The organism is Kitasatospora sp. NPDC057738 (assembly GCF_042798815.1).
GTDB classification, from domain to species: domain Bacteria; phylum Actinomycetota; class Actinomycetes; order Streptomycetales; family Streptomycetaceae; genus Kitasatospora; species Kitasatospora lactacystinica.
Genome location: NZ_JBHVJT010000071.1, coordinates 24,848 through 51,792 on the forward strand (window position 1 = coordinate 24,848; position 26,945 = coordinate 51,792).

At 76.6% G+C, this 26,945-nt stretch carries 3 protein-coding genes and 1 pseudogene; 1 reads left to right on the forward strand and 3 read right to left on the reverse strand.

Annotation, left to right across the window (positions count from 1 at the left end; translation table 11 throughout):
* Nucleotides 1-20 precede the first annotated feature (20 nt).
* Complete coding sequence (locus tag ACFVGO_RS30855) at nucleotides 21-1,244, forward strand: cytochrome P450 (protein WP_359905265.1); 1,224 nt, start codon at nucleotides 21-23, stop codon at nucleotides 1,242-1,244.
* A 66-nt stretch (nucleotides 1,245-1,310) separates the two neighbouring features.
* Here ACFVGO_RS30855 and ACFVGO_RS30860 read toward each other — a convergent pair whose 3' ends face one another.
* From ACFVGO_RS30860 to ACFVGO_RS30870, 3 genes and pseudogenes are all read right to left on the reverse strand, one after another.
* On the reverse strand, nucleotides 1,311-15,944 hold the full coding sequence (locus ACFVGO_RS30860; RefSeq protein WP_380635299.1) for a type I polyketide synthase: 14,634 nt from the start codon (nucleotides 15,942-15,944) through the stop codon (nucleotides 1,311-1,313).
* 48 nt (nucleotides 15,945-15,992) lie between these two features.
* Nucleotides 15,993-20,849: pseudogene (locus tag ACFVGO_RS30865) on the reverse strand (type I polyketide synthase); the annotation flags it as partial.
* Nucleotides 20,850-20,891: 42 nt separating this feature from the next.
* Nucleotides 20,892-26,945, reverse strand: a 6,054-nt coding sequence (locus ACFVGO_RS30870; protein WP_380635301.1) for an SDR family NAD(P)-dependent oxidoreductase, incomplete at its 5' end; no start/stop codon positions are given.

Consider the following 26,945-nt stretch of genomic DNA (forward strand, 5'->3'; position numbering starts at 1 on the left):
TCGCGATGATTGGCCGGGTCATGGTGGAGCGGCAAAGGACCAGGGTTCTCTTCGACCTCAACGATCCGCAGCTCCATAGGAACAGATACGCCTACTATCGGCGGCTGCGCGAGACGGAACCCATTCACCATTCGCCGTACGGATTCTGGACGCTCAGCCGGTACGACGACGTGGACGCGTTCCTGCGCTCCCCGCAGGCGTCCTCCAGCGTCACCACGGATCCGGCGTTCGCGGAGCAGCGCGGCGGTCCCGACAGCCCGGCGATGCGCAGCCTGAGCCGCTGGATGCTGGTGAAGCACGGCGAGGAGCACCGCAAGCTGCGCCGCATCATCGCCCGGGCGGTGACGCCGCGCGCCGTGCAGCGGCTGGAGCCGGAGATCCTGCGCATCGTCAACCGGCTGATCGACGACATGGGCGAGGGCGAGGTCGACCTGATCGAGCAGCTCGCCGCCCCCGTCCCGGTCGCGGTGATCTGCGGCCTGCTGGGCATTCCGATCGAGGACGCGGACAAGTGCCTCAAGTGGACGAACGCGATCGCCAACATCATCGACCCGCTGATCACCCCGCGGATGCGGGACGCGATGAACCAGGCCGAGCCGGAGTTCAGCGCCTACATCCGGCACCAGATGGAGCTGCGCCGGGCCGAGCCCCGGGACGACGTCCTGACCATGCTGATGGCGAAGGACGAGGACGGCGAGGGGCTCAGCGACGAGGACGTGATCGCCCAGGTGCTGCTGCTGTTCAACGCCGGGCACGAGACCACGATCAACGTCATCGGCAACAGCATGCACGCCCTGCTGACCAACCCCGACCAGCTGGAGCTGCTGCGGGCGAACCCGGGGATGATGGGCGACTGCTTCGAGGAGCTGGCCCGCTACAACTCCACGGTGCAGGTCATCCTGCGGCACCTGACCGACGACCTCGTCCTCTCCGGGCAGCGCATCCCGGCCGGCGACGTCGTCCTGGCGATCCTCGGCGCCGCCCACCGCGACCCGGCGAGGTTCCCCGACCCGGACCGCCTGGACCTGCGCCGCGAGGGCGTGAAGTCGCTCGCCTTCGGCTCCGGACCGCACTACTGCATCGCCGCGATGCTCGGCCGGACCGAGGTCTGCCTGACCATCACCGAGCTGCTGCGGCGCTACGGGAGGATCGAGCCGGCCTCCACGGAGCTGGAGTGGCACACCCGGTTCAACTTCGTGCTGGGCCTCAAGCGCCTGCCGCTGCGGGTCGCGTACCGGGCCTGAGCCGGCGGCCCGCGGACGGAACCGCCCGGGAGCGTACGAGACGCTCCCGGGCGGTTCCGCGTCCGGTCACCCTTCGGCGGCCCGCGCACCACCGGGCTCGACCAGGGTGTCCAGCCACTCCCGGACGGCCGCGGCGGTCGTGGCGCCGTGTTCCATCATCACCGTGAAGTGGTTGCCGGGGACGTCGACCGTACGGTGCGGCCGGTCCCAGGTGGCGCGCCAGTCGTCCTCCCGGGTCCACTCGCCGATCGGGTCGGAGGCCCGGACCACCAGGGTGGCGGCGGCGACCTCCTCGGCCCGGAAGCCGAGGTACATCCGGCCGTACCAGGCCTGGGCGGTGAGCCGGGTGTCGGTCATCGGCACGGCCAGCTCCTCACGCCCGAAGGTGCCCTCGGTCAGCTCCGACAGCCACTCCTGGTGCATCGGACGGTCCATCGGATAGGTGTCCACCAGCACCACGCCGGCCACCGGCACGCCCATCGCCTCCAGCCGGCGGGTCAGCGCGTGGGCGAGCAGCCCGCCGCCGGAGTGCCCGAGGAGCACGAACGGAGCGTCCCCGGCGACCTCGACCAGTGTCCTGGCCTGCCAGTCCAGCGAGGCCTCCAGGCCGGCCGGCAGCTGCTCCCCGTCCCGGTAGCCGGGCAGCGGCAGCGCGATCACGTCGTGGCTGCCGTTGAAGGAGGCGGCGAAGCGGGCGAACTCGTGCACGCCGCCCAGCGCCGACATGCCGGTGTGGCAGACCACCCGCGGCCGCTTCGGCCCGCGCGCCAGGAAGACCGGCGCGGGCGGCTCGGTGACCTCCTCGGGCGAGTCGAACATCGGCCGGTAGGAGGCCGCGTCGGACAGGAACTCCATGTACTTGTGGAGCTTGTTCTGCCGCATCGACTCGGCGTACAGGGTGCGCAGGATCCCGGTCTGCTCGCGCGGCTCGGCGGCGGCGGACCCGCCGAGGGCCGCCAGGACCCGCCGGGCCAGCTCGGCCGCGGTCCCGCTGTCGAACACCACGGTGCTCTCCAGCGGCACCCCGACGGCCGTCCGGAGCCGGTCGCGCAGCTCGATCGCACTGAGCGAGTTGACGCCCAGTTCCAGGAACGGCCGCTCCGGTGCGACCGCCTCGGCGCCGTCGTGCCCGAGCACGCCGGCGGCGTGGGCGCGGACCAGGTCGAGCACGGCCCGGTGCCGCTCCTCGTCCGGCAGCCCGGCGAGCCGCTCGCGCAGCGCCGCCGCGTCCGCCGGCACCGGCTCGTCGGCCGCGCCGGCGGTGCGCCGTGCGGCCGGGACCCCGTCCAGCAGCCGGCGCGGCCGGCTGAGCGTGTACGAGGCGGCGAAGCGCTCCCAGTCGACGTCCGCGACGGTGAGGCAGGCCTCCCGGGGCAGACGGGCGAGCAGGTCGAGCGCCGCGTCCGGGTCCAGCGCCCGCAGCCCGGTGCGGGCCAGCAGGCCGGCGGCGTCGGCGGTCAGCCCGTCGGCGGCGGCCCACGGCCCCCAGGCGATCGAGGTGGCCGCCAGGCCGGCGGCCCGGCGGGCCTCGGCCAGCGCGTCCAGGTAGGCGTTGGCCGCCGCCCGGGCGGGCTGTGCGGCACCCCAGACCCCGGCCACCGAGGAGAACAGCACGAAGGCGCTCAGGTCCAGACCCGAGGTCAGCTCGTGCAGGTGGCGGGCGCCGTCCACGGTGGGCCGCAGCACCTCGGCGATCCGCTCCGGGGTGAGCGCGTCGGCCGCGGTGTCGTCGCCGACCCCGGCCGCGTGCACCACCGCGGTGAGCGGGTGCTCGGCGGGGACCGCGGCGAGCAGCCCGGCGAGCGCCGCCCGGTCGGCGACGTCGCAGGCCGCCACCGTCGCCTCGGTTCCGGCCGCCCGCAGCTCGGCGAGCAGGTCGGCGACGCCGGGCGCCCGCTCACCGCGCCGGCCGACCAGCAGCAGGCGCGGCACGCCCAGGCCGGCCAGCCGGCGGGCGACCCGCCGGCCGAGCGCGCCGGTGCCGCCGGTGACCAGGACGGTGCCGGTGTCCGGCCACCGCACCTGCCCGGCCGCCGCCCCGGCCGGGGCCGGGACCAGCCGGCGGACGAAGACCCGCCCGTCGCGGATCGCGGCCTCCTGCTCCGGTCCGGTGAGCGCCTGCGCGAGGCGGTCCCAGGCGGCGGCGTCCCGGCGCACCGGGAGGTCGACGATTCCGCCCCAGCAGTCCGGACCGGCCAGGTCGAGGCCGCGGCTGAGGCCCCAGACGGTGGCCTGGCCCGGGTCGGCCGGCGGGTCCGCCGGGCCGGTCGACACCGCACCGGCGGTGACCGCCCACAGCGGGGCGGTCAGGCCGGTGTCGTCCAGGGCCTGGGCGAGCGTCGCCAGCTCGGCGACCCGGTCGCCGGGCACCGCGAGCACGCCGGCGAGCGCACCGGCCCCGTCGAGCACGGTCCGCAGCCGCGCGGCCAGCGCCGCGCGGTCCGTCCCGCGGGTTCCGTCGGTTCCGTCGGTTCCGTCGGTTCCGTCGGTTCCGTCGGTTCCGTCGCCCGCATCGCCCGCGTCGCCGTCGACGGCCAGCCGCAGCGTCCGGGCCCCGGCGGCGACCAGGCTGCTCTGCGCCTCGGCCGCCAGCTCCTCGCCCTCCGGGGCGACGACCAGCCAGGTCCCGTCCAGCACGGCCCGGCCGGACGGCGCGGCGGCCGGCTGCCACAGCACCCGGTGGCGCCAGGCGTCGGTGCGGGCGTCCTGGCGACGGCGGCGACGCCACGAGGCCAGCGCTGTCAGCGCCGTCCCGACGGCCTCCGGTCGGGCGTCCAGGGTCTCGGCCAGCTCGCCGAGGTCCTCGCGCTCGACCGCCTCCCAGAACCGTTCCTCCGCCGGGTCGACGGGCTGCGCCGCCACCGTCGGCTCCGGCCAGTAGCGGTCCCGCTGGAAGGCGTAGGTCGGCAGGTCGACCCGCCGGCCACCGGGCAGCACGGCCGCCCAGTCCACCGGCACGCCGGCCGCCCAGAGCCGCCCGACGGCCGACGGCACGTGGTCCCGTCCCTCGCGCAGCAGCGGCACGCCGACGGCGTCCGGGACGATCCGGGCCACCAGCGCGGACAGCACGCCGTCGGGGCCCAGTTCGACGAACCGGGTCAGGCCCTGGCGGTGCAGGGTCTCGACGCCGTCGGCGAAGCGGACCGCCTCGCGGACCTGGCGCACCCAGTAGTCGGGGGTGGTGAGCAGGCCGGGCCCGGCGATCCCGCCGGTCAGGGCGGAGACCACCGGGATGCCCGGCTCGCTGAAGGCCAGGCCCTTCAGGACGGCCGCGAAGTCGTCCAGCATCGGCTCCATCAGGGCCGAGTGGAAGGCGTGCGAGACGGCCAGCCGGCGCGTCCTCACCCCGGCCGCCGACCAGCGCGCGGCGAACTCCTCGACCACCTCGACGGGGCCGGAGACCACCACGGCGGCCGGGCCGTTGACGGCCGCGACGTCCAGGCGGCCGCCGATCGCCTCGCGGACCTCGGCCTCGGTGGCCTGGACCGCCAGCATCGCCCCGCCCTCGGGCAGCGCCTCCATCAGCCGGCCGCGCGCGGCCACCAGGGCGCAGGCGTCCGGCAGCGGGAACACCCCGGCGCAGTGCGCCGCGGCGATCTCGCCGATCGAGTGGCCGAGCATCGACTCCGGGACCACGCCCCAGGATTCGAGCAGCCGGAACAGCGCCACCTCGACCGCGAACAGCCCGGCCTGCGCCCACACCGTACGGTCCAGGTCCTCGGTGCCCTCGAACACCACGTCCTTGACCGAGCGGTCCAGCAGCAGGTCGAACTCCGCGCAGACCGCGTCGAAGGCCTCCGCGAACACCGGGTGGCGGGCGTGGAGGTCACGTCCCATCCCGGCCCGCTGCGCACCCTGGCCGGTGAACAGGAACGCCACCCGGCCGTCGCCCGCTCGCTCGGAGACCACGGCCGCGCTCGGCGCGCCGTCGACGACGGCGGCCAGCCCGCGCAGCAGTTCCTCGCGGTCGGAGCCGACGACGACCGCCCGGTGCTCCAGCGCGGCGCGGGTGGTGGCCAGGGCGCGGCCGACGTCCCGGAGGTCCGCCGTCCCGTGCTCCCGCACGTGCTCGCGCAGCCGTTCGGCCTGACCGCGCAGCCCCTCGGCGGTGCGGGCGGACAGCGCCCACGGCACGGGCCCGAGGCCGGCCCCCGCCCCCGCCACCGGCGCGGGCACCGGCCCGGGCTCGGGGCGTTCGATGATCACATGGGCGTTGGTGCCGCTGATGCCGAAGGAGGACACCGCCGAGCGGCGCGGCCGGTCCAGCTCGGGCCAGGGGCGCGCCTCGGTGAGCAGTTCCACCGCGCCCGCCGACCAGTCCACCTCGGCGGTGGGCTCGTCCACGTGCAGGGTCGCCGGGAGCACCCCGTGGCGCATCGCCTGCACCATCTTGATCACGCCCGCGACGCCCGCCGCGGCCTGGGTGTGGCCGATGTTGGACTTCACCGAGCCCAGCCAGAGCGGCTCGCCGTCGCGGTCCCGGCCGTAGGTGGCCAGCAGCGCCTGCGCCTCGATCGGGTCGCCCAGCACGGTGCCCGTGCCGTGTGCCTCGACGGCGTCCACATCGGCGGCCGACAGCCCGGCACTCGCCAGCGCCTGCCGGATCACCCGCTGCTGAGCCGGACCGTTCGGGGCGGTCAGGCCGTTGGAGGCACCGTCCTGGTTGACCGCGCTGCCCCGGACCACCGCCAGCACCTCGTGCCCGTTGCGGCGCGCGTCCGAGAGCCGCTCCAGCACCAGAAGACCGACGCCCTCGCCCCAGCCCGTACCGTCCGCGCCGGCCGCGAAGGCCTTGCAGCGGCCGTCGGCGGCCAGGCCGCCCTGGCGGTCGAACTCGCCGAACACCCCGGGGGTGGCCAGCACGGTGACACCGCCGGCCAGCGCGAGCCCGCAGTCGCCCTCGCGCAGCGCCTGCGCCGCCCAGTGCAGGGCCACCAGCGAGGAGGAGCAGGCCGTGTCGACGGTGACGGCCGGGCCCTCCAGACCGAAGGCGTACGCCACCCGGCCGGAGATCACGCTGTTCGCCGTCCCGGCCAGCACATGGCCCTGGACCTCCTCCAGGCCGCCGGCGGCACCGTAGCCGGAGTTGGAGGCTCCGACGAAGACGCCGATCTGCTCGCCGCGCACCGAGCGCGGGTCGATCCCGGCGTCCTCGAAGGCCTCCCAGGACGCCTCCAGCAGGATCCGCTGCTGCGGGTCCATCGCCAGCGCCTCGCGCGGCGAGATCGCGAACAGCCCGGCGTCGAACTCCGTCACGCTCTCCACGAAGCCGCCGCGCGCCGCCGCGGCGCCGACCGCTTCGAGCGGCCAGCCGCGGTCGGTCGGGAAGCCGGTGACCCCGTCGGCTCCGGCCGCGACCAGCTCCCACAGCCCGGCCGCCGAACGCACCCCGCCCGGATAGCGGGCGCTCATGCCCACGATCACGACGGGATCGTCCGCGACGGCCACCGCCGCACCGGCCTGCTCCGCCACCGCCTCGGGCACCGACTCCAGCAGTTCCTCGGCCAGATGCCGCGCCAGCACCACCGGCGTCGGATAGTCGAACACCAGCGTGGCCGACAGCGAGAGCCCGGTCTCCTTCACCAGCAGGTTGCGCAGGGCCACCGCCGTCAGCGAGTCGAAGCCGAGGTCGCGGAACGCCTGACCGGCGTCCACGGCCTCCATCGAAGCGTGCCCGAGGACGGCGGCCGCACCGGTCCGGACCAGGTCCACCAGCATCCGCTCCCGGCGCCCGGCCGCGGCCTCCGCCAGCCGCTCCCGGAACTCCGAGGAGAGCTCCACGCCCTCGACCACCGGCGCCTGCGCGCCGACGGCCTCCGGCAGCTCCGCCAGCAGCCGGCTGGTGCGCACGGCCGTGAAGGCCGGCGCGAACAGCTGCCAGTCCACGTCCGCGACGGTCACACAGACCTCGTCCGCGTCCACCGCCCGTGCCAGGGCCGACACCGCCGACTCCGGGTCCATCACGGCCAGACCGCGACGGCGCAGCTGCTCGGCGGCATCGCCCTGGGCTGCCATGCCCTCACCGGCCCACGGGCCCCAGGCCACCGACGTGCCCCGCAGCCCGCGCGCCCGGCGCCGCAGCACCAGCGCGTCCAGGTGGGCGTTGGCCGCCGCGTAGGCGCCCTGACCACCACTGCCCCAGGTCGCCGCAACCGAGGAGAAGACCACGAACAGATCGAGCTCCGGACCGGCCGTCAGCTCGTCCAGCAGTTCGGCGCCGCCGACCTTGCCGGCGAAGACCGGCTCGAACCGCTCGACCGTCTCGCCGTCCAGCACGCCGTCGTCCACCACGCCCGCGGTGTGCACCACGCCCGTGAGCGGCAGCTCGGCGGGCACCGCGGCCAGGACGGCGGCGACCGCGTCGCGGTCCGCCACGTCACAGGCCGCGACCGTCACCCGGGCACCCAGACCGGTCAGTTCGGCCACCAGCTCGGCGGCGCCCGGCGTCCGATCGCCACGACGGCCGGTCAGCACCAGGTGCGGCACCCCGCGCCCGGCCAGCCAACGCGCCACCTCCGCACCCAGCGCACCCAGACCACCGGTCACCAGCACCGTCCCGGACGGGGTCCGAACGCCGCCGCGGCCGCTCCGCTGCGCGGCCCGCACCACCCGGCGCCCGTAGACGCCCGAGGAGCGCACGGCGACCTGGTCCTCGGCACCGCCGAGCACCGCCACCAGCCGGCGGCCGGCCCGCTCGTCCAGCACCGGCGGAAGGTCGACCAACCCGCCCCACAGGTCCGGCAGTTCCAGTGCGGCCACCCGGCCCAGACCCCAGATCTGCGCCTGCGCCGGGCTCACCGACCGGTCCGCCCGGCCCACCGACACCGCACCGACGGTCGCCGACCACAGCCTGGCCCGGACGCCCGCGTCGCCCAGTGCCTGGACCAGCGTCAGCGTCCCGGCCACGCCGGAGGACACCCACGAGCCCGGGCCCTGCGGCTGCTCGGCCACGGCGAGCAGGGAGAGCACGTTCACCGGCTCGCCCTCGGCGGCCGACGCGCGGATGCGGTCGGCCAGTTCCCGCCGGCCGAGGCCCTCGCCGGCCAGCGTCACCACGTCCGCGCCGGCGGCCCGCAGTGCCGCTTCGACGGCCTCCACGGGTGCCCCCTCGGCCGTCACCAGCAGCCAGCGCCCCGACAGGAGGGTCTCCGTGAGGCCGGTCAGCGGCTTCCAGACCACCTCGTAGCGCCAGGAGTCCACCACCGAGTCGACCTGGCGGCGCTGCCGCCAGGAGGACAGCACCGGCAGGACGGACGCCAGCTCCTCGGGCGCCCGGTCGATCTCCAGGGCCTCGGCCAGGCCGTCCAGGTCCTGGTTCTCGACCGCCTGCCAGAACCGGGTCTCGGCCGGGTCGGCCGCGAGGCTCCCCAGGTCGAGGGAGCGCGGCCAGTAGCGCTCGCGCTGGAACGCGTACGTCGGCAGGGCGACCCGACGGCCGGCGGGCAGCACCGCGGACCAGTCGAGCCCGGCCCCGGCCGCCCACAGGGCGGCGAGCGCCCGCAGGACGGTCTCCCGCTCGTCCCGGCCGGGGCGCAGCAGCGGCGCGAACACGGCCTCCCCCACGGTCTGACCGGCCAGGCCGCACAGCACGGAGTCCGGTCCCAGCTCGACGTAGCGGGTGACGCCCTGGCGGTGCAGGACGTCGACGCCGTCGGCGAAGCGGACGGCCTCGCGGACCTGGCGCACCCAGTAGTCGGGGGTGGCGAGCAGGCCCGGCTCGGCGAGGCTGCCGGTCAGGGTGGAGACGATCGGGATCCTCGGCTCGGTGAAGGTCAACTTCGCGAGGACGGCGGCGAATTCGTCGAGCATCGGCTCCATCAGGGCCGAGTGGAAGGCGTGCGAGACCGTCAGCCGACGGATCTTGCGGCCCTCGGTCTTCCAACGGGCCGCGAGCTCCTCCACCACCTCGGCCGGACCCGAAACCACCACGGAGGTCGGGCCGTTGACGGCCGCGACGTCCAGCCGCTCGCCGACCGCGTCGCGGATCTCGGCCTCGGCGGCCTGGACGGCGAGCATCGCCCCGCCGCTCGGCAGCGCGTCCATCAGCCGGCCACGTGCCGCCACCAGGGCGCACGCGTCCGCCAGCGAGAGAACGCCCGCCACCTGGGCGGCCGCCACCTCGCCGATCGAGTGGCCGAGCAGGAAGTCGGGTGTCACGCCCCAGGATTCGAGCAACCGGTACGAGGCGACCTCGACCGCGAACAGCCCGGCCTGCGCCCACACCGTCCGGTCCAGGTCCTCCGCACCCTCGAACACCACGTCCCGGACCGGCCGGTCCAGCAGCAGGTCGAACTCCGCGCAGACGGTGTCGAACGCCCCGGCGAACACCGGGAAGGCTTCGTACAACTCCCGGCCCATGCCGACCCGCTGCGCGCCCTGCCCCGTGAACAGGAACGCCGTGCGGCCCTCCGCCACGACACCGCTGACGACCCCGCCCGAGGGGCGGCCGTCCGCCAGCGCGAGCAGGCCGTCCAGCAGCGCGGCCCGGCCGTCGCCGATCACCACCGCACGGTGGGCCAGCCCGGCCCGCCCGGTCGCCAGCGACCACGCCACGTCCTGCGGACGGGCCCCGGACTCCAACGCCCCGGACTCCAAAGCCGCCCCGGACTCCAGCGCCTCGGACTCAAGCGCCTCGGACTCCAACTTCCCGGCCAGCCGCGCCGCCTGGGCCTTCAGCGCCCCGGCGCTCTGCGCCGACACCACCCACAGCGTCGGCCCCGTCGCCTCCTCGACCGGCAGCTGCTCCTCGGCCGGAGCCTGCTCCAGCACCACATGGGCGTTGGTCCCGCTGATCCCGAAGGCGGAGACACCCGCCCGGCGCGGGCGACCGGCCTCCGGCCACGGCCGGGCCTCGGTCAGCAGCTCGACCGCACCCGCCGACCAGTCCACCTGCGGCGTCGGCTCGTCCACGTGCAGGGTCGCCGGCAGCACACCGTTGCGCATCGCCTGCACGGCCTTGATCACGCCCGCCACACCGGCGGCGGCCTGGGTGTGGCCCAGGTTGGACTTCACCGAGCCCAGCCAGAGCGGCTCACCGTCGCGGTCCCGGCCGTAGGTGGCCAACAGCGCCTGCGCCTCGATCGGGTCCCCGAGCCGGGTGCCCGTCCCGTGCGCCTCGACGGCGTCCACGTCCGAGACCGACAGCCCCGCGTTGGCCAGCGCCTGACGGATCACCCGCTCCTGCGAGGGCCCGTTCGGCGCGGTGAGCCCGTTGGACGCACCGTCCTGGTTGACGGCGCTCCCCCGGACCACCGCGAGCACCTGGTGCCCGTTGCGCCGGGCGTCCGACAGCCGCTCCAGCACCAGCACGCCGACGCCCTCGCCCCAGCCCGTACCGTCCGCACCGGCCGCGAAGGCCTTGCAGCGGCCGTCCGAGGCCAGGCCGCCCTGCCGGTTGAACTCGCCGAACGCGCCGGCGTTCACCATCACGGCGACGCCGCCGGCCAGCGCCATGCCGCACTCGCCCACCCGCAGCGCCTGCACCGCGAGGTGCAGCGCCACCAGCGAGGAGGAGCAGGCCGTGTCCACCGTGACCGCCGGACCCTCCAGGCCGAACACATAGGAGACGCGGCCCGAGATCACGCTGTTGGCGGTGCCGGACAGCACGTGCCCCTCGACCCCGTCGAGCAGCTGGCCGTGGCCGTAGCCCGAGGACGAGGCGCCCGCGAAGACGCCCGTCCGGCTGCCGCGCACCTCGTGCGGATCGATGCCGGCGTCCTCGAAGGCCTCCCAGGACGCCTCCAGCAGCAGCCGCTGCTGCGGGTCCATCGCCAGCGCCTCGCGCGGCGAGATGCCGAACAGCCCGGCGTCGAACTCGGTGGCGTCGTCCACGAAGCCGCCGACGGCGCTGTCCACGCCCGGCACCCGGTCCGGCCAGCCGCGGTCGACGGGGAAGGAGGAGAGCGCGTCGGCGCCGTCGGCCACCAGGGTCCACAGGTCCTCGGGCGAGCGGACGCCGCCGGGGAAGCGGCAGCCGATGCCGACGATCGCGATCGGCTCGTCCAGGCCGGCCGGGGCCGCCGCCGGCTCGGCGCCGGCCGGGCCCGCCTCGGCTCCGAGGTCCAACTCCCGTTCCAGGTAGGCCACCAGGGCGGTCGGCGTCGGGTGGTCGAACACCATGGTCGCGGGCAGCCGCAGGCCGGTCTCCCGGTTCAGCCGGTTGCGCAGCTCGACCGCCGTGAGCGACTCGAAGCCCAGGTCCTTGAAGGTCCGCGCGGCCTCGACGGCCCGGACGTCCGGGTGCTTGAGCACGGCGGCGACCTCGGTGCGGACCAGGTCCAGCAGGATCTGCCGGCGCTGCGCCTCGGGCAGCGGGGCGAGCCGGCGGCCGAGGTCCGGGCGCCGGTCCTCGCCGGCCGGCTCCTCGTCCGCCGTCCGCGCCTCGGAGAGGTCGGCCAGCAGCGGGCTGACCCGGGTGGCGGTGAAGGTGTCGACGAAGCGGGGCCAGTCGATGTCGGCGACGGTCAGGCAGTCCTCGCCCGCGTCGACGGCCCCGGCCAGCGCCTCGATCGCCAGGTCCGGGTCCATCGGCACCATGCCGCGCTCGCGCAGGTGGTCGCGGACGGCGTCGGTCGACACCATGCCCACCTCGCCCCAGGCGCCCCAGGAGACCGAGGTGCCGGGCAGGCCTTCGGCCCGGCGCCGGAGGACCAGAGCGTCCAGGTAGGCGTTCGCGGCCGCGTAGGCCGCCTGGCCGCCGCTGCCCCAGATCCCGGCGCCCGAACCGAAGGTGACGAACATCCGCAGGTCCAGGCCGCGGGTCAGCTCGTCCAGGTGCAGCGCGCCGGCGACCTTGCCGCCGAGCACCTCGGCCAGCTCCGCCGGGCCGGTGCGGTCCAGCATCATGGCCTGGCCGACGCCGGCCGCGTGCACCACGCCGACCAGCGGGAACTCCGCCGGGATCCGCGCCAGCACGCCGGCCAGCGACTCCCGGTCGGTCAGGTCGCAGGCGGCCACGGTCACCCGGGTGCCCAGCGCGGTCAGCTCCGCGACCAGGTCCGCCACGCCCGGCGCCGCCGTGCCGCGCCGGCCGAGCAGGGTCAGGTGCGGCACGCCGCGGCCGGCCAGCCAGCGGGCGACGACCGCGCCGAGCGCGCCGGTGCCGCCGGTGACCAGCACCGAGCCGGGCAGTTCGAGCGTCGTCCCGGCCGCGCGCGGGGCGCGGGCCAGGCGGCGGGCGAACACCCCGGAGCCGCGCACGGCGAGTTGGTCCTCGTCCCCGGCGGCGCCGCCGAGCAGCGCCACCAGCCGGGCTCCGGCCCGGGCGTCCAGGACGGCCGGAAGGTCGATCAGACCGCCCCAGCGGCGCGGGTACTCCAGCGCGGCGACCCGGCCGAGGCCCCAGGCCAGCGCCTGGACGGGGCTGCGCAGCGGGTCCGCGCGGCCGATCGACACCGCGCCGCCGGTGAGCGACCAGAGCGGCGCGTCGAGGTCGGCGTCGCCGAGGGCCTGGAGCAGGGTGACGGTCGCGGCCGGCCCGGCCGGGGCCTGCGGTGCGTCCTCGGCGCCCGCCAGCAGCGAGACCGCACCCGTGGCGGAGCCGACGGCGCTCAGCCGTTCGGCGAGCTCCGTGCGGTCGGCGTCGGCGGCGACGGTCAGCTCGACCACCTCGGCCCCGGCCGAGCGCAGCAGGTCGGCGACCTCCCCGCCGTTCCCGCCCTCCGGGAGGGCGAGCAGCCAGCGGCCGCCCAGCCGGGGGTGCGCGGGCAGGTCGGGGACCGGGGTCCAGGTGACCCGGTAGCGCCAGGAGTCGACGGTCGCGCCCCGGCGGCGGCCGCGGTGCCAGCCGGCCAGCGCGGGCAGCACCGCGTCCAGGACCCCGGGCGCCTCGTCCAGCCGCAGGGTGGCGGCCAGTTCCTCGGCGTCGCCGCGCTCGACGGCGTCCCAGAACCCGCTCTCGGCGGGGTCGCCGCCCCCGGCCGCCCGCGCCGGGGCGGGCAGCGGATCGGGCCAGTAGCGGCGGCGCTGGAAGGCGTACGTGGGCAGCGCGGTGCGCGTGCCGCCGGCGAAGGCCGCCGACCAGTCGACGGCGACCCCGGCGGTCCACAGCTCGGCGGCGCCCGCCAGGAGGCGGTCCGGGCCGCCGTCCTCGCGGCGCAGCGTGCCGGTGACCGTCACCGGGGTGCCTGCCTGGTCCGCGGTGTCCTGGATGCCGATGGTGAGCACCGGGTGCGGGCTGCTCTCCACGAACACCGAGCGGCCGTCGGCCAGCAGGGCGCGGGTGGCCTGCTCGAAGCGGACGGTGGAGCGCAGGTTGTCGTACCAGTAGCCGGCGTCCATCCGCGCGGTGTCGATCGGCGCGCCGGTGACGGTCGAGTAGAAGGCGATGCCGCTGGAGCCGGGGGTGATCGGCGCGAGGTCGGCGAGGATGCGCTCGCGCAGCTCCTCGACCTGCGGGGAGTGCGAGGCGTAGTCCACCGGGATGCGACGGGCACGCACCTCCCGGGCCTCGCAGAGCGCCAGCAGCTCCTCGACGGGGCCGGCCTCGCCGGAGACCACGGTGGAGGCGGGGCCGTTCTCCGCCGCCACGCAGAGGCCCTCGCCCCAGGGGGCGATCAGCTCGGTGGCCCGCTCCCGGCCGACGGGCAGCGAGACCATGCCGCCGCGGCCCGCGAGGGCGGCGAGCGCCCGGCTGCGCAGCGCCACGACCCGGGCGCCGTCCTCCAGCGTCAGGCCGCCGGCGACGCAGGCCGCCGCGATCTCGCCCTGGGAGTGGCCGACGACCGCGGACGGGCGGACGCCGACCGAGCGCCAGGCCTCGGCCAGCGACACCATGACCGCCCAGAGCACCGGCTGGACGACGTCCACCCGGCTCAGGTCGGGGGCGTCCGGCGCGCCGCCCAGCACCTCGGACAGCGACCAGGGGACGTACGGCGCGAGCGCCGCCTCGCACTGCTCCAGCCGCTGCCGGAACGCCGGTGAGGCGTCCAGGAGTTCACGGGCCATCGCGGCCCACTGGCTGCCCTGGCCGGGGAAGACGAAGACCACCCCGGTGCCGCCGGCGGCCTCGCCGCGCACCAGGTTGGCCGCCGACTCCCCGTCGGCCAGTGCCTGCAGGCCGGCCAGCAGTTCCGCGCGCTCCGCGCCGAGCACCACGGCGCGGCTGGGCAGCGCGGCCCGGGTCAGCAGGGAGCGGGCGACGTCCACCGGCCGGGGGGCGTCGTCCGCGGTCATGGCGTCGCGCAGCCGGACGGCCTGGCCGCGCAGCCCGTCCGCCGTCTTCGCGGCCAGCGGCCACGGCAGCGGGCCGGCGGTGAGCGCGGGCCCGGTGCCCTCGGCGGGGGCGGTGCCCTCGGGGGCGGCGGGCTCGACGGGCTCGGGCTCCGGGGCCTGCTCCAGGATGACGTGGGCGTTGGTGCCGCTCATCCCGAACGAGGAGACCGCCGAGCGGCGGGGCCGGTCGGCGGCCGGCCACGGCCGCGGCTCGGTCAGCAGCCGGACCGTGCCGGGCGACCAGTCGACCTGGGCGGAGGGCCGTCGCGCGTGCAGCGTGGGCGGCAGGGTGCCGTCGCGCATCGCCATGACCATCTTGATCACGCCCGCCACCCCGGCGGCGGACTGGGTGTGGCCGATGTTGGACTTGATCGAGCCGAGCCAGAGCGGGCGTTCGGCGGAGCGGCCGCGCCCGTAGGTGGCCAGCAGCGCCCGGGCCTCGATCGGGTCGCCGAGCCGGGTGCCGGTGCCGTGGCCCTCCACGGCGTCCACGTCCTCGACGCTCAGCCGGGCGTTGGCCAGCGCCCGTCGGATCACCCGTTCCTGCGCCGGGCCGTTCGGGGCGGTGAGGCCGTTGGAGGCGCCGTCCTGGTTGATCGCGCTGCCGCGGACCACCGCGAGCACCTGGTGGCCGCGGCGCCGCGCGTCGCTGAGCCGTTCGACCAGCAGCAGGCCGATGCCCTCGGACCAGCCCGCGCCGTCGGCCTCGTCGGAGAACGCCTTGCAGCGGCCGTCCGAGGCCAGACCGCCCTGGCGGCCGAACTCGACGATCTGCATCGGGGTGGTCATCACCGTGACGCCGCCGACCAGCGCCAGGTCGCAGCCGCCCTCGCGCAGCGACTGGACGGCCAGGTGCAGCGCGACCAGGGAGGAGGAACAGGCGGTGTCCACGGTGACCGCCGGGCCCTCCAGGCCGAAGGTGTACGACACCCGGCCGGAGGCGATGCTGGAGGCGGTGCCGGTCATCAGGTGGCCGGCCACGTCCTCCGGCAGGTCCATCCCGGGGCCGTAGCTGACCGAGGTGACGCCGACGAAGACGCCGGTGCTGGAGCCCCGCAGCGACAGCGGGTCGAGCCCGGCGTCCTCGAAGGCCTTCCAGGAGGTCTCCAGCAGCAGCCGCTGCTGCGGGTCCATCGCCAGCGCCTCGCGCGGCGAGATCCCGAACAGGTCCGCGTCGAACTCCCCGGCGTCCTCGACGAATCCGCCCGCCCAGGACGGCTCGTCGGCCAGCGAGAGGTCCCAGCCGCGGTTCGCGGGCAGCGGACCGATCGGGTCCTGGCCGGTGCTGACCAGCCGCCACAGGTCGTCCGGGGAGCGCACGTCGCCCGGGTAGCGGCAACTCATCCCGACGATGGCGATCGGCTCGCCCGCCGCGGACTCCAGGTCCCGGACCCGCCGGCGGGTGTGTTGCAGCTCGGCGACCACCCGGGTGAGGTAGTCGCGGAGCCGCTGGGCGTCGTCCGCCATCGGCCGCGCATCATCTGCCATCGAAACTGCCGCCTTCCAAGATTGTCCCCGGCCACCACGCACCCCTGCTCACGAGAGGCCGAGATCCCGGTCGATCACGTCGAAGAGCTCTTCGTTGCTGGCCCTGCTGAGCTGGTCCCTCAGGTCGTCGAAGGCGACCGGGTCGCCGCCGCCCGCGCCCCGGTGGCGGGTGAGCAGCGCCTCCAGCCGCAGGACCACCCGGACCCGGTCCACGTCGTCCTCCGCCCGGGCCAGCAGCGCCTCTTCGAGCAGGTCCAGCTCCGCCGTGGAGGGCAGGGCCGCCGCCGCGTCGTCGGGCAGCGCCTCGCCCAGCAGGTGGGCGGCCAGCACCGCGGGCGTCGGGTGGTCGAACACCACGGTGGCGGGCAGCGGCAGGCCGGTGGCCTCACCGAGCCGGTTGCGCAGTTCGACGGCGGCCAGCGAGTCGAAGCCGAAGTCCCGGAACGGCCGGTCGACGTCGATCGCGGCCGGGCCGTCGTGTCCGAGCACCACGGCCGCGTGGGTGCGGACCAGGTCCAGCAGGACGGGCTCGCGGTCGGCGCCCGGGAGGGCGGCCAGCCGCTCGCGCAGGGCGGCGAGCCGGTTCCGGTCCTCGCCCTCGGTGACGGTGACCGCGGCGAGCGCCCGGACCTCGGGCAGTTCGGCGAAGAACCGGTTGGGCCGCAGCGCGGTGAACGCGGGGACGAACTGCTCCCAGGCGATGTCGGCGACGGTGACCGCTCCGGTGTCCAGGTCCAGCGCCCGCTGCAGGGCGTGCATCGCCCGTTCCGGCGCCAGCAGCGAGATGCCGCGCCGGCGCATCGGCTCCTTGATCGCCTGGTCGACCATGCCGCCGCCGTCCCACGGCCCCCAGGCGACGGCCAGCGCGCGCACGCCCTCGGCGTCGCGCCGCTGCGCCAGGGCGTCGAGGTAGGCGTTGGCGGCCGCGTAGCAGGCCTGTTCGCCGACGCCCCAGACGCCCGCGATGGAGGAGAAGTGCACGACCGCGTCCAGCCGGCGCTGGTCGAGCAGTTCGTCCAGGTGCCGGGCGCCCGCGACCTTGCCGGCCGCCGTCCGGTCGAGTTCCGCGAAGGTGGTGTCGGCGAGCGGCGCCGAGGCACTGACCCCAGAGGCGTGCACGACGGCCCTCAACTTCGGTTCCATCGCGTCGAGTTCGGCGACCAGTCGGGCGGCGTCCGCGCGGTCCGACAGGTCGCAGGCGACCACCGTGACCCGGGCGCCGAGCTCCGTCAGCTCGGCCTCCAGCCCGGCCAGCCCGGGGGCGCCGCGGCCGCCCCGGCTGACCAGCACCAGGTGCTCGGCGCCGCCGGCGGCCAGCCACCGGGCCACCTGCCCGCCGAGCGCGCCGGTGCCGCCGGTCACCAGGACGGTGCCGCGCGGCTGCCACGCGGGCGCCTCCGGGTCGGCCGTCGGGGCGGGCAGCAGCCGCCGGGCGAAGACGCCCTCCGGGCGGACCGCCAGCTGGTCCTCGCCGTCGGCGGCGGTCAGCAGGCCGGCCAGCGCGTCGAAGTCCTCCTCCTCGGCCCCGGCGGGGAGGTCGATCAGACCGCCCCACAGCTGCGGGTGCTCCAGGGCGGCGACCCGGCCCAGGCCCCAGACCGGCGCCTGGCCCGGCTCGGCGGGCGGCTCGTGGTCACCGGTGGACACCGCGCCCTCGGTCACGCACCACAGCGGGCCGTCGATCCCGGCGTCCAGCAGGGCCTGGACGAGCAGCAGCGTGGTGGCCGTGCCCCCGGGGAGCGCCGGCACCTCGGGGTGCGGCCCGGTCTCCAGCGCCAGCAGGGAGAGCACTCCGGCGGGCCGCCGCCCGTCGCCGACGGCCTGCCGCAGCCGGACGGCCAGGTCGGTCCGGTCGGCGGCGTCCGCCGCGACCGGCACCGTCACCACCGTGGCGCCGTGCCGGGTCAGGCCGTCCCGGTGGGCACGCACCCGCTCGTCGTCGGCCGCCGCGGCCGGCACGACCAGCAGCCAGTCGCCGGTGAGGGCGGGGGCCGGGGCGTCCGGGACGGGCTCCCAGCCGACGTGGTAGCGCCAGCCCGCGACCTCGGCCTCCTCGCGATCGCGCCGGTGCCAGTCGGACAGCAGCGGCAGCGCGGTGCGCAGCGAGGCCCGGACCCCGGGGTCGGTCACGTCGAGCCGGTCGGCGATCGCGTCGGCGTCCTCGCCGGCCAGCGCCGCCCAGAGGCCCGGGTCGACGGGCCCGCCGGCCGGCGCGGCCACCGGGTGGAGCCAGTACTTCTCGTGCTGGAAGGGGTAGACCGGCAGCTCGACCCGGCGGCCGTGGCCGTCGAAGAGCACCTGCCAGTCGACCGCGGTGCCGCGGGTCCACAGGTCGGCCAGCGCGGTGACGAACACCCCGGTGTCGTGCCAGCTGCTGCGCAGCGCCGTCGCGGTGAGCGCCGACCCGGGCAGGCTCTCGCGGGCCATCGCCGTGAGCACGCCGTCGGGGCCGAGTTCCACGAACCGGCCGACCCCCTGGGCCTTGAGGCATTCGACGCCGTCGGCGAAGCGGACGGTCTCGCGGACCTGCCGCGCCCAGTAGTCGGGGGTGCGCAGCAGCTCGTCCTCCACCGCGCCGGTGAGGGTGGAGACGATCGGGATGCGGGGCTCGGCGAAGGAGAGCGTCGCGAGGACGGCCCGGAACTCGTCCAGCATCGGCTCCATCAGGGCCGAGTGGAAGGCGTGCGAGACCGTCAGCCGACTGGTCTTGCGGCCCTCGGCCGTCCAGTGCGCGGCGAGTTCGTCGATGGTGTCCGCCGTGCCCGAGACCACCGCCGAGCCGAGGCTGTTGAGCGCGGCCACGTCCGCGGTGCCGGTGACGGCCGCGAGGGCCGCCGCCACCTCGGGCTCGGTGGCCTGCACCGCGAGCATCGCGCCGCCGGCCGGGAGCGCCTGCATCAGCCGGCCGCGCGCGGCGACCAGGGCGCAGGCGTCCGCCAGGGTCAGCACCCCGGCGCAGTGCGCCGCCGCCACCTCGCCGATCGAGTGGCCGAGCAGGAAGTCCGGCAGCACGCCGAAGGACTCGAACAGCCGGAAGAGGGCGACCTCCAGCGCGAACAGCCCGGCCTGGGCCCAGACCGTCTGGTGGAGGTCCCGGCTCCCGCCGAACACCACGTCCTTGACGGAGTGCTCCAGGCGCGGGTCCAGCTCGGCGCAGACCGCGTCGAAGGCCCGTTGGAACACCGGGAAGGCCTCGTACAGCTCGCGGCCCATCCCGGTCCGCTGGGCGCCCTGGCCGGTGAACAGGAAGGCGCTGCGGCCCTCCCCCGCCACCCCGGTGACCACGGCCTTGTCGGGCAGGTCCCCGGCCAGCGCGGCGAGCGCGTCGGCCAGGCGGTCCCGGTCGGCGCCGAGCACGACGGCGCGCCGCTCCAGCGGCGCCCGGGAGAGCAGCGAGCGGCCGACGTCGACCGGGTCGGGCTCGGTGTCGGCGACGAAGGCGTGCAGCCGACCGGCCTGGGCGCGCAGCGCCTCGGTGGTGCGGGCCGCCAGCAGCCAGGGCACCACGCCGGGGGCCGGTTGCCCGGGATCGGCCGGGGCCTCGGCCTCCGGGGCCTGCTCCAGGACGACGTGGGCGTTGGTGCCGCTGATGCCGAAGGAGGAGACGCCCGCACGGCGCGGCCGGTCCAGCTCGGGCCAGGGCTCGGCCTCGGTCAGCAGCCGCACCGCGCCGGCCGACCAGTCGACCTGCGGGGTCGGCTGCTCGGCGTGCAGGCTGCGCGGCATGGTGCCGTGGCGCATCGCCTGCACCATCTTGATCACGCCCGCCACGCCGGCGGCGGCCTGGGTGTGCCCGAGGTTGGACTTCACCGAGCCCAGCCGCAGCGGCCGGTCCTCGGGCCGGTCCTGACCGTAGGTCGCCAGCAGGGCCTGGATCTCGATCGGGTCGCCCAGCCGGGTACCGGTGCCGTGGCCCTCGACGACGTCCACGTCCAGCGTGGTGAGCCGCGCACTGGCCAGCGCGTCCTCGATGACCCGCTGCTGGGCGGGGCCGTTGGGCGCGGTCAGGCCGCTGGAGGCGCCGTCCTGGTTGACCGCGCTGCCCCGGACCACCGCGAGCACCTGGTGGCCGAGCCGCCGGGCGTCCGAGAGCCGCTCCAGCAGGAGCATCCCGACGCCCTCGGCCCAGCCGGTGCCGTCCGCGCCGGCGCCGTAGGACTTGCAGCGGCCGTCCGAGGAGAGCCCGCCCTGCCGGGCGAAACCGGTGAAGGTGTCCGGGGAGGCCATCACGGTGGCGCCGCCCGCGAAGGCCATCGTGGTCTCGCCGGAGCGCAGCGACTGGCAGGCCAGGTGCAGGGCGACCAGCGAGGAGGAGCAGGCGGTGTCGATGGTGACCGCCGGGCCCTCCAGGCCGAGGGTGTAGGAGATCCGGCCGGTGGCGACGCTGCTCATGTTGCCGATGCCGAGGTAGGCGTCCACCCCCTCGGGGATGTCGATCATGCGGGCCGCGTAGTCCCGGTACATCAGCCCGGCGAACACCCCGGTGCGGCTGCCGCGCAGCGCGTACGGGTCGACGCCGCCGCGCTCGCACGCCTCCCAGCAGGCCTCCAGCAGCAGCCGGTGCTGCGGGTCCATGGCGGTCGCCTCGCGCGGCGAGATGCCGAACAGCGTCGGGTCGAAGCCGTCCGCGTCGTGCAGGAAGCCGCCGCTGCGGGCGAATCCGGCGTCCTCGCCGACGTCCCAGCCGCGGTCCTCGGGGAAGGCGGAGACGGCGTCCACGCCCTCGGACACCAGCCGCCAGAGCGCGTCCGGGCCGTCCACGCCGCCGGGCAGCCGACAGGCCATGCCGACGATCGCGATCGGCTGGCGGTCGGCCGACTCGGCGGACTGCAGCCGTTGCCGGGCCTGGTGCAGTTCGGCCGTGACGCGCTTGAGGTAGTCGCGCAGTTTCTGCTCGTCCGCCATGTCAGGCCTCACAGGGTGTCGGGTAGGGGTTCGGCAGCAGGGTCACGAGGCGCCCAGTTCCTTGTCGATGAAGTCGAAGAGGTCGTCGTCGGTGGCGGTGTCCAGACCGGCCACCACGTCCGGCGACCCGGCCGCGGGAGCGCCGTCCTCGAAGCGGGCCAGCAGCGCCTGGAGGCGCCGGACCACCGTGATCCGCTCCGCCTCGGCCGCCTCCGCCAGCTCGGCCCCGATCCGCTCCACCCGGTCGGTGAGCGAGGCGGCCGAGGTGCGCGGCGGGGCGATCCGCCCGGTCAGGTACTCGGCGACCCGGGCGGCCGACGGCTGGTCGAACACCAGCGTCGCGGGCAGCCGCAGCCCGGTCCGGGCGGACAGCCGGTTGCGCAGTTCGACCGCGGTGAGCGAGTCGAAGCCGAGGTCGACGAAGCCCCGGTCGGGCGCGACGGCCTCCGCCGTGGCGTGCCCGAGGACCTGCGCGACGTCCGCCCGGACGGCGTCCAGGACCATCCGGGCCTGCTCGGCGGGGGTGCGGCCGGCCAGCTGCCGCGGCAGCGAGGGGCCGTCGGCGGCCGCGCTCGCCCGGCGCGGGCCGCCGGGCAGCAGTCCGCGCAGCAGGGCCGGGACGGCGCTGTCGGCGGTGCCCGGCCGGGCCGGCAGGTCGAGCCGGACCGGCACCAGGTGGGCGCGGTCGGTGGCCAGCGCCGCGTCCAGGAGCGCGAGGCCCTGTTCCGCGGTCAGCCCGTCGCCGAGCCGGGCGGCCCGGTCGCCGAGGTGCCCGGTCATCGCGCTGGCCTCCGCCCAGACGCCCCAGGCGAGCGAGAGGCCCGGCAGCCCGAGCGCCCGGCGCCGCGCCGCGAGGGCGTCCAGGAAGGAGTTGGCCGCCGCGTAGTTCGCCTGGCCGGGCGAGCCGAAGGTGCCGGCCGCCGAGGAGAACAGCACGAACAGCTCCAGGTCCGTCCCCGCGGTCAGCTCGTGCAGGTGCACGGCCGCGTCGGCCTTGGGGCGGAACACGGTGGCGACCCGGTCGGGCGTCAGCGACTCGACCACGCCGTCGTCCAGCACGCCGGCGGTGTGCACCACCCCGCGCAGCGGGCGCTCCGCCGGGATCGCGGCGAGCACCCGGGCCAGCGCGTCGCGGTCGGCGGCGTCGCAGGCCACCACCTCGGCGCGAGCGCCGAGTGCGGCCAGTTCCGCCGTCAGTTCGGCGGCTCCGGGGCTGTCCGCACCGCGCCGGCTGAGCAGCAGCAGGTGCCGCACGCCGTACGCCGCGGCCAGGTGGCGGGCCACCAGTCCGCCGAGCACGCCGGTGCCGCCGGTGACCAGGACGGTGCCCCCGGGCGCGGCCGGCGCTCCCGTGCCGGGGCGCGCCGCGGTGTCGGCCGGCGCTGCGGCACCGGCCGCCACCCGGGCCAGACGGGGCACCAGCACTCGCCCGTCCCGGACCGCCAGCTGCGGTTCGGCACCGGTCGCGTACGGGTGCCAGGCGTCGTCCCCGGGTTCCGCGTCGACCAGGACGAACCGGTCCGGGTGCTCGGACTGGGCCGAGCGCAGCAGGCCCCAGACCGCCGCGCCGGGCAGGTCGCGCACCCGGTCGGCCGGGTCGACGGCGCCGGAGGTCAGCACCACCAGCCGGGAGGAGTCGAACCGCTCGTCGGCGAGCCACTGCTGGACGGTCGCCAGCGTCCCGGAGGCCGCCCGGAGCGCGGCACCCGCGTCGCCGACGGTGTCGGCGGCGGTGTCGGCGGCGGTGTCGGTGTCGGCGGCGGGACGGGCCACGAGGGGCAGCACCACCACCGGGGGCGCCTGCGCCCCGGCGGGCAGTCCCGCCAGCGAGTCGATCCGCTCGCCCGGCACCCCGGCCACGGCCGGCGTCCCGTCCCCGGCGAGCACCCACCACGCGGAGGCGTCCACCGGCGGCAGGGCCGGCACGGGCGTCCAGTCGACCGCGAACAGCCAGTCCCGACCGGGCTGTCGACCGGTCTCCGGCAGCTGTTCGACGGCGGTCTCGCGGAGCACCAGCGAGTCGACGGAGGCCACCGGCGCGCCGATCCCGTCGGCGGTCCGGATCAGCACGCCGTCCTCGGTCGGGGTGACCGCGACGCGCAGCACCGTGGCGCCGGTGGCGTGCAGCCGGACGCCGGTCCAGGCGAACGGCACACGGGGCACCGGGCCGCCGGCCTCGACGAAGCCGATCACGTGCAGCGCCGCGTCCAGCAGCGCCGGGTGCAGCCCGAACCCGGGCGCGGCCGCGGCCGCCTCCTCGGGCAGCGCCACCTCGGCGTAGACCGTCGCGCCCTCGCGCCAGGCCGCCCGGACCCCCTGGAAGGCCGGCCCGTAGCCGTACCCGCCCTCGGCGAGGGCCGGGTAGAAGCCGTCCAGCGCCAGTGGTTCGGCGCCCGGCGGCGGCCAGGCCGCGAGGTCGTACTGCTGCGCCGCGAGGCCGTGTTCCCGCGCCGCGCCCTCGGCGCCCAGGACGCCGGTCGCGTGGCGCACCCACGGCGCCTCGCCCTCGTCCGGCCGGGCGTGGATCTCCACCCGGCGGTCGCCGTTCTCCTCCGGGGCGGCCACCCGCACCTGGACCTGCACCCCGCCGGTGGCCGGCAGGGGCAGCGCGGACTGCACGAGCAGCTCGCGCAGGACCATCGAGCCGACCTGCTCCCCGGCCCGCAGCGCCATCTCCACGAACGCCGTCCCGGGCACCAGCACCCGGCCGAGGACGGCGTGGTCCGCCAGCCAGGGCTGGGTGGCGAGCGACAGCCTTCCGGTCAGCAGCACCTCGTCCCCGCCGGCCAGCGCGACCGTCGCGCCGAGCAGCGGGTGGTCCGCCGCGCTCTGGCCGACGCCGCCCACGTCGCCCACGCCGGTGGCGGGCTCCAGCCAGAACCTGGTCCGCTGGAAGGCGTAGGTCGGCAGCGGCACCCGGCGTCCGGCCGGCAGCACGGCCGGCCAGTCGACCTCGACGCCGGCCGCCCAGAGCCGGCCGAGCGCGCGCAGCGCCGTCCCGGCCTCGTCGGATTCGCCGCGGCGCAGCGCCGGGACGAACACGCCCTCGGTGACGGACTGCTGGGCCATGCCGCAGAGCACGCCGTCCGGGCCGAGCTCCAGGTGGCGGGTGACGCCCCGGCCGAAGAGGTGCGCGATGCCGTCGGCGAACCGGACGGTGCCGCGCACATGGCGGGCCCAGTACCCGGGCGTCCGGATCTCCTCGGGGTCGACCACCGCGCCGGTCAGGTTGGAGACGATCGGGATCCGCGGCTCGTTGAAGGTCAACCCGGCCAGCACCTCGGTGAATTCGGCCAGCATCGGCTCCATCAGGGCCGAGTGGAAGGCGTGCGAGACGGTCAGCCGGCTCGTCCGGCGGCCCTCGGCCGCCCAGCGCCCGGCGAACTCCTCGACCACCTCCGTCGGACCCGAAACCACCACCGAGGTCGGGCCGTTGACGGCCGCGACGTCCAGCCGGTCACCGATCTCCGAACGCACCTCGGCCTCGGCGGCCTGCACGGCGAGCATCGCGCCGCCCTCGGGCAGCGCCTGCATCAGCCGGCCGCGCGCGGCCACCAGGGCGCACGCGTCGGCCAGCGAGAACACGCCCGCCGCATGGGCGGCGGCCACCTCGCCGATCGAGTGGCCCAGCAGGAAGTCCGGGACCAGGCCGCAGGACTCCGCCCAGCGGTACAGGGCGACCTCGACGGCGAACAGGCCGGCCTGCGCCCACATCGTCCGGTCCAGGTCTACGCCCTCGAAGACCACGTCCTTGACCGGCCGGTCGAGCCACCGGTCCAGCTCCGCGCAGGCCGCGTCGAACGCCTCCGCGAACACCGGGGAGGCCTCGTACAGCCCCCGGCCCATCCCGGCCCGCTGCGCGCCCTGCCCGGTGAAGAGGAAGGCGAGTCGCCCGGGGCCGCCCGCGGCCGCCGGTGCCGCCTCCTCGGCCGCGAGCCGGTCGAGCTGGCGCAGCAGGTCCGCGCCGTCCCGTCCGACGGCGACGGCCCGGTGCTCCAGTTCGGCCCGGGTGGTGGCCAACGACCATGCCACGTCGGCCGGTTGGGGTGCGGGCGCCGCCGCGAGGTGGGCGCGCAGGGAGCGCGCCTGCTCACGCAGGGCGGCCTGGGTCCCACCGGAGAGCGGCCACACCACCGGGCCCTCGCCCGTGGTCGTCGGCCCCGCCGGGCCGCGGCCCGCGCCGATCGGCTCCATCGGGCCGTGGCCCGTGGTGGTCGGCCCGGCCGGGCTCGGGGCGGACTCCAGGATGATGTGCGCGTTGGTGCCGCTGATGCCGAAGGAGGACACGCCCGCCCGGCGCGGCCGGTCGGCCTCGGGCCAGGGGCGCGCCTCGGTCAGCAGCTCGACCGCCCCGGCCGACCAGTCCACGTGATGGGTCGGCTCGTCCACGTGCAGGGTGGCGGGCAGGACACCGCGGCGCATCGCCTGCACCATCTTGATGACGCCCGCCACACCGGCCGCGGCCTGGGTGTGGCCGATGTTGGACTTGATCGAGCCCAGCCACAGCGGCCGGTCGGCCGGCCGGTCCTGGCCGTAGGTGGCCAGCAGCGCCTGGGCCTCGATCGGGTCGCCCAGGCTGGTGCCGGTGCCGTGCGCCTCGACCGCGTCCACCTCGGCGGCGAGCAGCCGGGAGTCGGCCAGCGCCTGCCGGATCACCCGCTGCTGGGACGGCCCGTTGGGGGCGGTGAGCCCGTTGGAGGCGCCGTCCTGGTTGACCGCGCTGCCGCGGATCACCGCGTGGATCTCACGGCCGTTGCGCAGCGCGTCGGAGAGCCGCTCCAGCACCAGCACCCCGACGCCCTCGGACCACGTGGTGCCGTCCGCCGCCGAGGCGAAGGGCTTGCACCGGCCGTCGGAGGCCAGTCCGCCCTGCCGGTCGAACTCGGCGAAGATGTTCGGACCGGCCAGGACGGCCACGCCGCCGGCCAGCGCCAGCTCGCACTCCCCGCGCCGCAGCGCCTGCGCCGCCAGGTGCATCGCCACCAGGGAGGAGGAGCACGCGGTGTCCACCGTGACGGCCGGGCCCTCCAGGCCGAAGGTGTACGCCACCCGGCCGGAGACCACGCTCATCGAGGTCCCGGTCAGCAGGTAGCCCTCCGCGCCGGGCGGGAGCTGGGCGCCCACACCGTAGGTCGAGGCGTACGCCCCGACGAACACACCGGTCGGGGAGCCGCGCAGCTCCGGGGCGACCAGGCCGGCGGCCTCGAAGGCCTCCCAGGAGGCCTCCAGCAGGATGCGCTGCTGCGGGTCCATCACCAGGGCCTCGCGCGGCGAGATCCCGAACAGCTCGGCGTCAAAGCCCGCGACGTCGTCCAGGAAGCCGCCGCGCGGGGCGTAGGACGCGTCCCCGACCCGCCAGCCGCGGTCCGCCGGGAACGGGGTCACCCCGTCGAAGCCCTCGGCCAGCAGCCGCCACAGCTGCTCGGGGTCGTTGGCGCCCCCGGGGTAGCGGCAGCTCATGCCGACGATCGCGATCGGCTCGTCGGCGTTCGCGGCGAGGACGGGCGCGGTCGGGGCGGGGGCCTGCGCCACCCGCTCGGACAGCGCCTCTGCGAGGTGGTCGGCCAGCGCGTCCGGGGTCGGGTAGTCGAAGACCAGGGTCGCGGGCAGCCGCAGCCCGGTCGCGGCGTTCAGTCCGTTGCGCAGCTCCACGGCGGTCAGCGAGTCCAGCCCGAGGTCCTTGAAGGCCTGCTTCGCACCGACCGCGTCCACCCCGGCGTGGCCGAGCACGGTCGCCACATGGGCCCGCACCAGGTCCAGCAGTCGGGCACGGCGCTGCTCGGCGTCCAGGCCCCGCAGTTGCTCCAGCACCGCGGCCCGGCCGCCGGCACCGCGCTCGGCGGCGCGGCTCCTCGGGGCCCGCACCAGGGCGCGGAACAGCGGGGGGATCCCGCCCGTCCGGGGCGCCCGGAGGTCGAGGGTCACCGGCAGGAGGTGCGGTACGGGCAGGGTGATCGCCCGGTCGAACAGGGCCAGGGCCTGCGCGGTCGGCAGTCCCGAGCCGCTGCGTGCCGAGGAGAGATGACCGGTCAGCTCACTGGCCTGCTCCCACAGGCCCCACGCCAGCGACTGGCCGGCCCGGCCGGAGGCCGTGCG

Bases quoted from the DNA above. Each gene is read 5' to 3' on its own strand.
- ACFVGO_RS30855 (WP_359905265.1), top strand. From the start codon at position 21: ATGGTGGAGCGGCAAAGGACCAGGGTTCTCTTCGACCTCAACGATCCG.
- ACFVGO_RS30860 (WP_380635299.1), bottom strand. From the start codon at position 15,944: ATGGCAGATGATGCGCGGCCGATGGCGGACGACGCCCAGCGGCTCCGC.